Here is a 12,140-nt window from a genome sequence, read left to right as displayed (position 1 = left end):
CATGACGGAGCAGAGCGCCTGGGTGCGGATCACCCAGGAGAACCCGGATCACTCCACGACCTACATCCAGCGCTGGCGCGATCTCGCGGCGCAGGGAATGGACGTCGTGGGCGAGGCGCGGCTGGTCGACGCGATGCTCGCCCGCGGCTCGCGCGTGCTGGACGCCGGCTGCGGGGAGGGCAGGATCGGCGGGCACCTCGCCTCGGTCGGTCACGAGGTGGTCGGCGTGGACGTCGACCCGGTGCTGATCGCCGCCGCGGAGCGGGACCGTCCCCGTGCACGCTGGCTCGTCGGAGACCTGGCCGAGCTGGATCTACCCGGGCGCGGCATCAGCGAGCCGTTCGACGTGATCGTCTGCGCGGGCAACGTCATGACGTTCCTGGCGCCCTCGACCCGACGCCCGGTGTTGCGCCGGATGCGAGCGCACGTCCGGGACGACGGCCGCGCCGCCATCGGCTTCGGCGCCGGCCGCGACTACCCGTTCGACGAGTTCCTGGCCGATGCCGGGGACGCCGGCTGGGCGCCTGACCTGCTGCTGTCGACCTGGGACCTGCGGCCGTTCACGCCGGAGTCGGACTTCCTCGTCGCCGTCCTCCGGCCGGCCTGACGTCGCCCGGCCTCGCCGACGGCGGTCAGAGCGAGCCGTTGGCGCGCAGGACCACGAGCGCGGACACGGTGCGCAGGCCGCGCCACTCCAGCGCCGCCGCGGGGGAGTAGCTGTCGAAGTCGACCGCCCAGCCGCCGTCGCGCTGCTGCCCCGTCGCCAGCCGCTCGAGATCGGCCTCGACGACGCCAGGGGCGAACAGCGTCCGCGCCGGACCGCCCGGGAACGGGGCGAAGTCCAGCGGCCGCATGAACTCCTCGTCCGCGCCGCCGGCGACGTGCAGCAGTCCGTTCGCCGGCACGTGCGGCCGTAGCACCTCCACCAGCTCGGTGGCCTCCGGGTACCGGGCAGCGGCGGCGTCGAGCAGCTGGGCGGCGAACGCCAGCACCATGGCGTGCGGATCGTCGCCGAGGTCGCGCACCGCGGTCAGACAGAACTCCGTCGCCCGCGCGAGCCACGGATGCTCCGCGACCGCCGTGTCGGCGACGGCCACGCGGTGGGCGGCGGCGGCCACGATCGCGGTGATCTGCAGGGAGGACGTGCGGCTGTCGGCGGAGGCCCAGAACGGCGCGCACGCGGCGGGATCGGGCATCGGCCCCGCGAACGGCAGCCCGCCGTCGGCGAGCGTGGTCCCGGCCAGCCAGTCGCACAGCTCGACGGCGCGGGATGTGGTGGCCGGCGCGAGGTCGGCGAAGACCTCGAAGGCGTGCAGCGCTCCGCCGGGCTGGCTGGTGCGGGACCGGAGGTCGGGCTCGAGCCCCCAGCCGTAGCCACCGTCCGGGTTCCGGTAACCGTCGACCGCCGCCACCACCTGCTCGACGCCGCCGTCGCCGACGAGCAGGTCGAAGCGCCGTCGGTCCAGGAGCCGGCCCGAGCCGCCAGGAAGTCGGCGGCCGCGTCCAGGTCGACGGTCATTCGTCGCTCCTCTCCATCGGCTGCGGGGTGACGCCGAGCGCAACGGTGAGTTCCAGGACGCAGCGCGGGTCCTCCAGCTGCTTGCCGTAGAGCTCGCGCAGTCGGGTCATGCGGTACCGCACCGTCTGCGGGTGCACGAACAGCTCCGCCGCGACCGCCTCCCGCCGTCCGTGGTGGAGCAGCCACGACCGGAGGGTCTCGGTCAGCTTCTCGCGCGCCCCGTCGTTCAGATGTGCCAACGGCGCCAGGGCCTGGGCCCGCAGATCGGCCAGCGCGGTCTCGTCGGCGCGCAGGACGAGGTCGGCCAGCCGGGCCTCGGTGTCCAACGGCTCCGGGCCGTCGGGCGTCAGGCCGAGCTGGAGGGCGCGGAGGGCGCGGGCGTAGGAGCTGTGCACCTCGTCCCACGGCCGGGCGGGGCCGACGACTGCCTCGCGGTCACCCAGTGAGCGCAGCAACGCCGGCCGCGACCGCCCCTCGGCGTCCGGGACCAGCAGCACGACCAGGTCGCCCGGGGACTCGAGGCCGGGCACGTCCTCGGTGGAGCGCAGCGTGCGGGGATCGAGCGACGGCCATGCCCCGCGCACGCGGGCCTCGGGGAGGATCACCGCGGTCAGCGTGCGAGGCGGCGGCCAGTCGGCGCGGTCGGTCGCCGCCAGCAGGTCCTCACGGCTCCCCCCGGCGAGGAGGTGGTCGGCCAGCCGCTCCAGGTAGCGCTCCCGGACGCGTCCGCTGGTGGCCAGCTCGTCGCTGTGCCCGGCCGCGCTCGCCGCCGACAGCTGGTCGATGTAGGCGAAGACCAGTTCGGCGAAGCGGGCCAGCTGCTCCACGCTCAGCCCCGCCCGGACGGCGCCGGCGGCCATGTGCCGCCACGACTCGCGGGCGCCGACGCGGTAGGCGCCCAGGAGCGCGTCCATGGACCGCCCGCTGCGCGCCTCCCCTCGGCCCAGCGCGTAGGCGCCGTCGAGCGCCGGCTGGATGGGCGTGCTGGCGTCGCTCTGGCTGCCGGACGACGCGAGCTCGAGGAAGCCGCCGAGGGCGAGCTGGACGGCGTTCTCGATGGTGCGGCCCATCCCACCGGCGAAGGCGTCGGCGTAGCTGGGCACCTCGACCACGATCGCGGCCACCGTCGCCTCGGCCACCGACGGCAGCTCTCGCCGCATCGCGTCGGCCACCTGGGGCGGGAGGCTCAGTCCGTCGTCCGCCATTCGACCTCTCTTGTTCGCAGGGAACAGAACCTACCGCCCGATTCACGTCCGTGGCACAGGTAGTTGCGCCTCGCGCTGGACAACCCTCGAGACATGACGGCCACTGTCCCGCGTCCTGCTGCGACCCCGCAGCGGATTCCCCTGCGTGACCGCCTGCTGAAGCTCGCCGAGCTGGTCACGACACCGCTGCTGCCCGAGGACTACCTCGACCTCGTCGACCCGCTGCGTTCCGGTGCCGCCCTGCGGGGCCGGATCGAGGCGATCCACCCCGAGACGCCGGACGCCGCGACGGTCGTCATCCGTCCGGGGCGCAGCTGGCGCCCGCACACGCCGGGCCAGTACGTCCGCATCGGCATCGACGTCGACGGCGTCCGCCAGTGGCGGGCCTACTCGCTGACGTCCGACCTGACCCGCGAGGACGGCTGCATCAGCGTCACGGTGAAGGCGATCCCGGACGGGAAGGTCAGCAACCACCTGGTGCACCGCGCGCAGCCGGGCACCATCGTGCAGCTCGACCAGGCGGCCGGTGAGTTCTGCCTGCCGGCCGAGCCGCCGGCGAAGGTCCTGTTCGTCACCGCCGGCTCCGGCATCACGCCGGTCATGGGCATCCTGCGCAACCACGTCCTGTCCGACGTGGTCCTGATCCACTCCGCGCCGACCCCCGAGGACGTCGTCTTCGGGCCCGAGCTGCGGCAGATGGCGGACGACGGCCGGATCCGGCTGGTCGAGCAGCACACCGACACCCACGGGATGCTCGACGCCCCGGCCATCGCCGGGCTCGTGCCGGACCTGGCCGAGCGGGCCACGTGGGCGTGCGGGCCGGTGGGCATGCTGGAGGCACTCGAGGAGCACTGGGCGGCCGCCGGGCTGTCCGACCGGCTCTACACGGAGCGGTTCCGGCCGACCGTGCTCGTCACCGGCGAGGGCGGCACGGTCTCCTTCACCCGGTCCGGCACCACGCTCGAGGCCGACGGCAGCACGCCGATCCTGGACGCCGCCGAGGAGGCCGGCGTCCTCATGCCGAGCGGCTGCCGCATGGGCATCTGCTACGGCTGCGTGCTGCCGCTGCGGGAGGGCGCCGTGCGCGACCTGCGCAACGGCGAGCTGACCACCGCCGCTCCGGGGGACGGCGTCCTGATCCAGACCTGTGTGAGCGCCGCCGCCGGCGCCTGCGACATCGACCACTGACCGCCCCCGAGAAGAGGAGCGACACCCGTGACCGTGATCCAGAAGAAGCCCGAGAACCCGATCGCCCACCTCTCCGCCGAGGACATCGAGATCATCGGCAAGGAGCTCGACACCATCCGCCAGGAGGTGCGCGACAGCCTCGGTGAGGACGACGCGAAGTACATCCGCCGCGTCATCGACGTGCAGCGCAAGCTCGAGCTGGGCAGCCGCGCCGCCCTGCTGGTGTCGATGTTCCCGCCTGCCTGGGTCGTGGGAACGGTCGGCCTGTCGGTCGCCAAGATCCTCGAGAACATGGAGATCGGGCACAACATCCTGCACGGCCAGTGGGACTGGATGCGCGACCCGAAGATCCACTCCACGACGTGGGAGTGGGACATGGCGAGCCCGGCCGAGCAGTGGAAGCACTCGCACAACGAGCTGCACCACACGTACACGAACGTGATCGGCAAGGACAACGACCTGGGCTACGGCATCATGCGGGTAGACGAGGACCAGCGTTGGCACCCGCTGTACCTGGCCCAGCCGCTGTGGAACTTCGTCAACGCGTGCTTCTTCGAGTACGGGATCGCCGCGTACGACCTGGAGCTCGGCAAGAACCTGGCCACGAAGAAGCGCCGGCAGGACCCGGCCTTCCGGGCGGCAGCCAGGCAGGTGCTGAAGAAGATCCGCAACCAGGCCGGCAAGGACTACCTGATCCACCCGCTGCTGTCGGGGCCGTCGTTCCTGCCGACGCTGGCCGCCAACTTCACCGCCAACGTGGTCCGCAACCTGTGGTCGCACTCGGTGATCATGTGCGGCCACTTCCCCGAGGGCGTCGAGACGTTCGAGAAGAAGTCGATCGACGGCGAGACCCGCGGCGAGTGGTACATCCGCCAGATGCTGGGCTCGGCGAACATCTCGGGTTCGAAGGCGATGCACATCATGACCGGCAACCTGTCGCACCAGGTGGAGCACCACCTGTTCCCGGACCTGCCGAGCAACCGGTACGCCGAGATCGCCCCGAAGGTGAAGGACATCTTCGACCGGTACGGCCTGACCTATCACACGGCGCCGCTGCACAAGCAGGTCGCGAGCGCCTGGCACAAGGTGATCCGGCTGTCCCTGCCGAACGGCTGGCTGGCCGAGACGACGCCGAAGAACGCGCCCGCGCAGCTGGTCAAGCTCGCCCGGTTGACCTTCGGCGGCCGGAAGGTCCGCCGGGAGCTGCTGCGTCCGGAGCCCGCGGCCGCCTGATCGCGCACTGTTGGACCCGAGAGGCCCAGAACCCGCGCGGTTCTGGGCCTCTGCGGTCCGAGCCTCAAGCACTATTCGGCGGCCGCCGATGGTGAAGTGCCCATTCGGGCATCAGCCAGCATCATTGGAGGCGCTACGGTGACTTGGGCGATCAGTAGTTCCGCGCTCGTAATCACGCTCATCACTTTTGTTGCAGTCGCTCGACGCTGGCATCACGAGGGCTTGGAGAAGGCCTTGGAGGACTTGACGTCCCGCGATCTAGCGACGGCTCGATCTGGCCTGTGGTCGTTGAGCAATGACAAGCGGGATCAGACGTTCGCGGGCGGTACGAATCCCGAGCTCGTGGTGTCCGTGGCCGTGCCAAAGTCCCCACTGGTGGCCATCGAGAAGTCCCCGCTGATGGCCAGGTGAAGGTCCCCGTCCCTCGCTCGTCGTGTCGATCGTGAGCTGAGGCCCTGGGCGGTGACGGTGGCGGTGTCTAGCCAGTCACCGCACCGCCCAGGGGAGCTCCATTGAAGTCTGCGAGGGATGAGTTGGACGTCATCACCGCCTACCGCGAGGTGGGCAGCTACCGGGGAGCGGCCGCGATCTGCGGCACCACCCACAAGACGGTGAAGCGGATCATCGAACGGCACGAGGCCGGCGGGCAGCGCCCGGTCCGGCCGCCGCGGCCGGCGAACTATGAGGTCGTGCGCGATCTGGTGGCCGGCACGGTCAAGAAGACGCACGGGCGGATCAGCGCCAAGCGGCTGCTGCCGACGGCGCGGGCGGCCGGGTATGAGGGGTCGGCGCGCAACTTCCGGCGGCTGATCGCGGCCGAGAAGAAGGCGTGGCGGCAGGCCAACGCCCGCAGCCGCCGGCCGGCGGTGTGGGCGCCGGGTGAGGTGCTGGCCATCGACTGGGGCACCCTCGGCGGGCTGCACGTGTTCTGCGCGGTGCTGGCGTTCTCCCGGGTTCGGTTCGTCCGCTTCGCCACCGACGAGCGCGCCGAGACCACCCTGGGGCTGCTAGCCGAGTGCTTCGAGGTCCTCGGCGGGGTGCCGAAGGTGGTGCTGGCCGACCGGATGGGCTGCCTGAAGGGCGGCGTGGTCGCCGACGTGGTGGTGCCGACCCCGGACTACGTGCGGTTCGCCGCGCACTACCGGTTCCGTCCGGACTTCTGTCGGGCCGCCGATCCGGCCAGCAAGGGCATCGTGGAGAACCTGGTCGGCTACGCCAAGACCGACCTGATGATCCCGCAGGCCCCGTTCGCCGACCTGACCGCGGCGAACGCGGCGGCGGCCGCCTGGTGCGACGAGGTCAACGGCGTCGTGCACTCGGAGATCGCCGCGATCCCGGCGGCTCGGCTGGAGACCGAACGGGAACTGCTGGGCGCGATGCCCTCGCTGCGGCCCAGCATCGGACGCACGACGCTGCGCAAGGTCGACAAGCTGTCCTGCGTGCGGTTCTCCTCGGCTCGCTACTCGGTGCCGACCGCGCTGATCGGCACCCAGGTCGCACTGCTGGCCGCCGACGGCCGACTCACCGTGGTGGTGCCGGGCACCGGTGAGGTCGCCGCCGATCACGCCCTCGTCGCGCCGGGCGAGGCCAGCGTGCTGGATGAGCACTACGGCGGCCCCCGCCGGGCACCGCAGCGGGCGGCCCGCCCGAGGACGGCGGCGGAGAAGGCGTTCTGCGCCCTCGGCCCGGTCGCCGAGCAGTGGCTGGTCGGCGCCGCCGCGGCCGGCAACACCCGCCTCGGCCCCGAACTGGTCGAGCTGGCCGCCCTCGAGGCCTCCCACGGCCGCGAGGCGCTGACCGCCGCGCTCGGTCGAGCGGTCGCCTTCGGCCGCTGGCGCGCCGCCGACGTGCGTTCGATCCTGGCCGCCGGCGCCGGAGTCGCCGATGTCCGCCCCGCCGGGGAAGCCCTGGTCATCCCGCTGCCAGCCACGGCCACCCGGCCGCTGGCCGCCTACTCCCTGGACAGCCTGCGCGGCGGGGACCACTCCACTGACGGCTCGGCCGCGGCCACCGGGGCGGGGGCATGACCGCCACCGCACCGGCGCCGCTGCCGGCCGACCTGGAGGGCGGGCTGCGCCGGCTCAAGCTCGCCGCGATGCGCTCACTTGCCCCCGAGCTGCTGACCACCGCCAAGACCCAGCGCTGGGCACCGGAAGAGTTGCTTCGCGCCCTGGTCGAGGCCGAGATCGGCGCCCGGGACGCCTCCAACACCCGGCTGCGGCTGAAGGCCGCCGGCTTCCCGATGCTCAAGACGATCGAGGAGTTCGACCTGACCGCGAGCAGCATCCCCGCTCCGACCTGGGCCTACCTGACCAGCCTGGAGTGGATCCGCGCTCGGGAGAACCTCTGCCTGGTCGGCCCGGCCGGCACCGGCAAGAGCCACACCCTGCTCGCCCTCAGCCACGCCGCCGTGCTCGCCGGGCACCGAGTCCGCTACTTCACCGCCGCCGACCTGGTCGAGAACCTCTACCGCGGCCTGGCCGACAACAGCGTCGGCCGGGTCATCGACACACTGCTGCGCAACGACCTGATCATCGTCGACGAGGTCGGCTTCGCGCCGCTGGACGACACCGGCACCCAGCTGCTGTTCCGGTTCGTCGCCGCCGCCTACGAACGCCGCGCTCTGGGCATCGGCTCGCACTGGGCCTTCGACCAGTGGGGCCGGTTCCTGCCCGAGCACACCACCGCCGTCAGCCTGCTCGACCGGTTGCTGCACCACAGCGTCGTCATCGCCACCGACGGCGAGTCCTACCGGATGCGCCAAGCCCGCACCCGAGGAGGTGACCGCCCCACCACACGCTGATCAACCGCGAGGGGCGGGGACTTTCACCTGGCCACGAGCGGGGACCTCAGCTTGGCCGTTGACACGTGGAACACCATTTCACCGTCTTGTGGTGCCTGGAGCGAACTTGGCTCCGCCGGGAGCGGATCCTCGGAGAGGCGACCCGCCGAATCTTTCATTGGCGACCGGCGCGATTCGACGACGCAATCCGTCCGCACGTCAAGGAGTGCCTACGGAGCTGCGCCTTCAACAGGTTGCTGGCGTCCTATCCTGATGGGACCCGTCGGATCCAGGACAGCGAAACCTGGGCTCGGGTGCAGCGCCTTGCATCGGCGCTGCATCTGGACGAAAGAGGTGACCCGCTTCCTTCATACTGATTTCTCAATCGAACCGGAGAGGCCCAGAACCGTCATGGTTCTGGGCCTCTCCGGTTCAGTGCTTCGCGAAACGCCTGCGCAGAGGGCCGCGGCGGTGCGCCGACGGGTGGGCAGCCATCTCCGCGTCGCGGAGCATGCCGGCGATGCGGCCGAGCCGCTCCTGGCTCGGTGAGTCCGCCGCCCGGGCGGTGACCTCCAGCACGACGCCGCTCGGCGCGGTAGCGGTGGCCATGTCAGTTCGCCATGTCCACGAAGCGGCTGTAGTGGCCCTGGAACGCGACCGTGACGTTCGCCGTCGGGCCGTTGCGGTGCTTCACCAGCATGATGTCGGCCTCGCCGGCCCGCGGGGATTCCTTCTCGTACATGTCTTCGCGATGGATCATCATGACCATGTCGGCATCCTGCTCAATCGAATTGTGCACCACGATTCCGTCGGCGACGAAGTTGTGGCCGCCCAGCACGGTGGCGTCGAAGACCTCCTCCACGACCCCCTGCTCGATCGACACGATCTCGTCCCAGAGCAGGTCGTTGACCGCGTGTATCTCGAGATCCACGTCGCCGAGGATCTCTGCGACCCGGCCGAGACGCTCCCGGCTGGGCGCGTGCTTCCACATCGTGCTGCCGCAGAACGCGCTGCCCATGGCGGCCGCGAACGCACGGTGGCTCATGCCCTGCTCGGCCAAGACGTCCCGAACTCGCTCCCACACCTGCGCGGGGACGGTGTCCACATTGGTGTTGCCCGACAGTCCTCGAACGATCTCCAGGAGGCGCTCAGCCGCCTGACCGCGTGCGCCGTGGACGCCGATCTCGCCGAGAAAGCGGCGCTGGTCGTCGCAGCCGCTGATGTCGAGCGTCCAGCCGTCGCGGTAGCCGCTCTTCTTCACCCGACGGATGCGACAGGAGATACCGAACCGCAGGAGCAGGCGGGAAATGTCATCGACCAGCTGCCGGCTGGTGGATGCGTAGTACACCCGCCCGCCGCGACCGTTCTTGTTGACCGTCACCGAGCCATCAGTCGCCCAGAGATGGCGGAGGAACATCGAGATCTGCTTCTTCGGCAGGCAGAACACCGGCTCGGGGACGAACTTCTCGTGGCTTCGGAGACCGAACAAGCCCAACTCGTCGAGCCAGGCGGCGATGGGGTTGCGCTTGCCGTGGGTCAGCGGGAACGGCGCCCGCAGCCGCAACGTCGTGCAGCGGGCAGCCGGGTACTCGTCGCGCACCGCGACGACCCCGAAGTGCAGCGCGGCCGTCGTCACCGCTCGCAGGTTCGCCTCGTCGATCGACGCATAGCGGAGCGGCTGGCGCTTCACAAAGCTGCCGTCACCGATCAGGTGCGCCAACAACGTGACCTTCTCGTCCTCCCACACGCCCATCCGGTCGGGCGCCGGCACGTGACGAGGAACCGCGATGCGGTCTCCGGGCGCGAGTTCACCGAGAGCGCGGAAGCCGTCGAACGTGAGGAACGGATGGTTGGCCGTGGCCCGGACCGTCTTTCCCGAGGAGGTCGTCAGCTGGAAGACCTGCTTGCGCCCGGTCGAGAAGACGTGCGTCAGGTGCCGCCGGACGTAGCGGAGGTTGTCGTCCAAGGACCAGACCGGGACGTCGGTCTCGCCGTCCTCGAACAGCTCGCCCATCGTGGTCTCGGCGCCGGTGTCGGCGCGCAGGATGCGGGTGTCGGCCGTGAGGCAACCGGACTCACGCAGGTCGGAGAGCATCGGCTTCTTGTCCTGGCGCTGCTCGGAACCACGGTTCAGCTGCGACATCGCGATGACCGGCACCTCGAGCTCCTTGGCGAGCAGCTTGAGCGCACGGGAGAACTCCGAGACCTCCTGCTGGCGGCTCTCCACCTTCTTGCCCGAGGTCATGAGCTGGAGGTAGTCGATGACGATCAGCTTGAGGTCGTTGCGCTGCTTGAGCCGCCGCGCCTTGGCCCGGATCTCCATCATCGTCATGTTCGGGGAGTCATCGATGTAGAGGGGCGCGTCGGCGATCTCACCCATTCGCCGGGCGAGCTTCGACCAGTCCTCGTCGGACAGCGACCCCGCGCGCATGTGGTGCAGCGGCACCTTCGCCTCGGCAGACAGCAGGCGCATGGTGATCTCGTGCTTGCTCATCTCCAGCGAGAAGATCGCCGCGGGCAGGTGGTGCTTCACCGACGCTGAACGCGCGATGTCCAACCCCAGCGTCGAGTTGTGCGTCGGGATGAAGCTGCGGCCGGCGAGGAAGAGCGAGTTCTCGGCGTCGACCTGGATGCAGCGCACCGGCACGCTCGCAATGGGGCGGACGTCGGTGATGCGCCGAACTTGCCGGAGCTGGCTCGAGGACGTGCGGGCATCCTTGTGCAGAAGCTGCTTCGTCTCGACCCGGAAAAGGTCGTCGTCGGCCCAGAACGTCAGGGTGCCACCGGCGTTGGGCCCCATCGGCAGGCGGTAGCCCAGTCCGTTGAGCAGCTCCCGGAGATCCTGAGCCAGGCGTCGGCTGGCGACCGTCAGCCGGATGTCCCCGTTCGCGGCAACTGTCGCTGAGCTGTCGAGCATGCCGGCGAGAAGCTCACGGCGCTGCCGGGCCGACGCCCTCAGGTAGGCAGGCGGGATGTGAGGGCTCTTGCGCACACCGAGGGCGCCCAGTTGGGCTTCGACGTCCAGCGTCTCTGGCAGGTCGGCCTCGAGAAGGGCGGCGATCTGCGGGTCGGCATTCCGCAGGGCGCCGTTGATCAGCCAGACGCCCAACGCATAAGGAGACAGCGGCAGCTGACTGTCGGGGAACGAGAGCGGCGCTGCATTGGGCACCTGGTGGTTGGCCTGCAGCGAGCCCGCAATCTGCTCCGTCGTTCGGACGCCACGGTCGCCGTCGAGCGTCTCGGTGAGCCACTGGTGCTGGGCGTCGGCCACGACCACCGAGCCGTCGGAGAAGTGCACCTCGTAGCAGGGCCGGTCGGTCATGACGTCGGTCGCCGCCACCACCGTCGTCGGCCGCCCGTCGGAGCCCAACACCCGGTCGCCGACAGCGACCTCCCCCATCGTGGTCCAACCAGTGGGGGTGGCGATGGGGGTGTCCAGGGCAAGCGCCTTACCGACACCAGGTCGTGCCGCGATGACGACCATCTGTCCGGCCTGGAGGCCGTTGGTCAGCTCGTCCAGGTCGCGGATGCCGGTCGGCACGCCCCGGCTCACGCCGCCCCGGGAGGCGATCGCGTCCAGCTCGTCCATCGTCGGCTGCAGGATGTCCTCGAGGCGCGAGTAGTCCTCGCTCATGCGCTTCTCGGTGACGTCGTAGATCTCCTGCTGGGCGCGGTCGACGATGTCGTCGACGTCGCCCTGCCCGCCGGCCGCGCCGTAGCCCAGCTGCACCACGCGGGTGCCGGCCTCCACCAGCCGTCGGAGGACGGCCTGCTCGGCCACGATCGCGGCGTAGTAGCCGGCGTTGGCCGCCGTCGGGGTGGAGGCGATGAGCGTGTGCAGGTAGACCGCGCCGCCCATCTTCGACAGCTGGTCGGTGCGGTTGAGCTCCGCGGCGACGGTGATCGCGTCGGCCGGCTCGCCACGACCGTAGAGGTCGAGGATGCAGTCGAAGATCACCTGGTGGGCGGGCCGGTAGAAGTCGACGCCCTGCAGGACCTCGACGACGTCGGCGATCGCGTCCTTGCTGAGGAGCATGCCGCCGAGCACCGACTGCTCCGCGGGGATGTCCTGCGGCGGCTGCCGGTCGTACGCCGGTGCCGTCGCCTGAGGCCGGCTGAACTCGTCGGCCACCGCCACGGGGATTCCTCCATCTCCTTGCGGGCGCGCCCGCATCACCACTCCGAGGGGAAGCCGGAGCTCGGCGAGCGCCGC

Annotated in this window: 9 protein-coding genes; 5 read left to right on the top strand and 4 right to left on the bottom strand. The window is 70.7% G+C overall.

What is annotated here, in order from left to right:
- The first annotated feature begins 1 nt into the window (after position 1).
- The gene (locus MVA48_RS16585; RefSeq protein WP_246981812.1) at positions 2 to 607 is read left to right on the top strand and encodes a class I SAM-dependent methyltransferase; all 606 of its coding nucleotides are present in this window, start codon (positions 2 to 4) and stop codon (positions 605 to 607) included.
- Between the two features lie 25 nt (positions 608 to 632).
- Here MVA48_RS16585 and MVA48_RS16580 read toward each other — a convergent pair whose 3' ends face one another.
- Complete coding sequence (locus MVA48_RS16580) at positions 633 to 1,412, bottom strand: hypothetical protein (RefSeq protein WP_246981811.1); 780 nt, start codon at positions 1,410 to 1,412, stop codon at positions 633 to 635.
- A gap of 103 nt (positions 1,413 to 1,515) precedes the next feature.
- Positions 1,516 to 2,724 (bottom strand): PucR family transcriptional regulator, encoded by a 1,209-nt coding sequence (locus MVA48_RS16575; RefSeq protein ID WP_246981810.1) that lies wholly within the window; start codon positions 2,722 to 2,724, stop codon positions 1,516 to 1,518.
- Between the two features lie 93 nt (positions 2,725 to 2,817).
- On the opposite strand from MVA48_RS16575, the gene MVA48_RS16570 reads away from it, so the two are divergent.
- The 4 genes from MVA48_RS16570 (at position 2,818) to istB (ending at position 7,948) form a co-directional block, all read left to right on the top strand.
- A complete protein-coding gene (locus MVA48_RS16570; RefSeq protein WP_246981808.1) occupies positions 2,818 to 3,912 on the top strand; it encodes a ferredoxin reductase in 1,095 nt (364 codons plus the stop codon).
- A gap of 27 nt (positions 3,913 to 3,939) precedes the next feature.
- Positions 3,940 to 5,145 (top strand): fatty acid desaturase family protein, encoded by a 1,206-nt coding sequence (locus MVA48_RS16565; protein ID WP_246981806.1) that lies wholly within the window; start codon positions 3,940 to 3,942, stop codon positions 5,143 to 5,145.
- A 512-nt stretch (positions 5,146 to 5,657) separates the two neighbouring features.
- Positions 5,658 to 7,172 (top strand): IS21 family transposase, encoded by a 1,515-nt coding sequence (gene istA, locus MVA48_RS16560; protein WP_246980965.1) that lies wholly within the window; start codon positions 5,658 to 5,660, stop codon positions 7,170 to 7,172.
- Positions 7,169 to 7,948: an IS21-like element helper ATPase IstB gene (gene istB, locus MVA48_RS16555; RefSeq protein ID WP_246980964.1), complete on the top strand. Its 780-nt coding sequence runs from the start codon at positions 7,169 to 7,171 to the stop codon at positions 7,946 to 7,948. Before istA ends, istB begins: the two co-directional genes overlap by 4 nt.
- A gap of 411 nt (positions 7,949 to 8,359) precedes the next feature.
- Here istB and MVA48_RS16550 read toward each other — a convergent pair whose 3' ends face one another.
- Both MVA48_RS16550 and MVA48_RS16545 read right to left on the bottom strand, forming a co-directional pair.
- Positions 8,360 to 8,536, bottom strand: coding sequence for a hypothetical protein (locus MVA48_RS16550; RefSeq protein ID WP_246981803.1), 177 nt, complete (start codon positions 8,534 to 8,536; stop codon positions 8,360 to 8,362).
- 1 nt (position 8,537) lies between these two features.
- Positions 8,538 to 12,065, bottom strand: a complete 3,528-nt coding sequence (locus tag MVA48_RS16545) for a replicative DNA helicase (RefSeq protein WP_246981801.1) — start codon at positions 12,063 to 12,065, stop codon at positions 8,538 to 8,540.
- Positions 12,066 to 12,140: the final 75 nt, after the last annotated feature.

The organism is Blastococcus sp. PRF04-17 (assembly GCF_023016265.1).
GTDB lineage: Bacteria > Actinomycetota > Actinomycetes > Mycobacteriales > Geodermatophilaceae > Blastococcus_B.
The sequence above is the reverse complement of the archived record's forward strand: the minus strand, read 5'-3'. Positions and strand labels throughout refer to the sequence as shown.

Coding starts and splice junctions, on each gene's coding strand:
- MVA48_RS16585 (WP_246981812.1), top strand. CDS start 2: ATGACGGAGCAGAGCGCCTGGGTGCGGATCACCCAGGAGAACCCGGAT.
- MVA48_RS16575 (WP_246981810.1), bottom strand. CDS start 2,724: ATGGCGGACGACGGACTGAGCCTCCCGCCCCAGGTGGCCGACGCGATG.
- MVA48_RS16570 (WP_246981808.1), top strand. CDS start 2,818: ATGACGGCCACTGTCCCGCGTCCTGCTGCGACCCCGCAGCGGATTCCC.
- istB (WP_246980964.1), top strand. CDS start 7,169: ATGACCGCCACCGCACCGGCGCCGCTGCCGGCCGACCTGGAGGGCGGG.
- MVA48_RS16550 (WP_246981803.1), bottom strand. CDS start 8,536: ATGGCCACCGCTACCGCGCCGAGCGGCGTCGTGCTGGAGGTCACCGCC.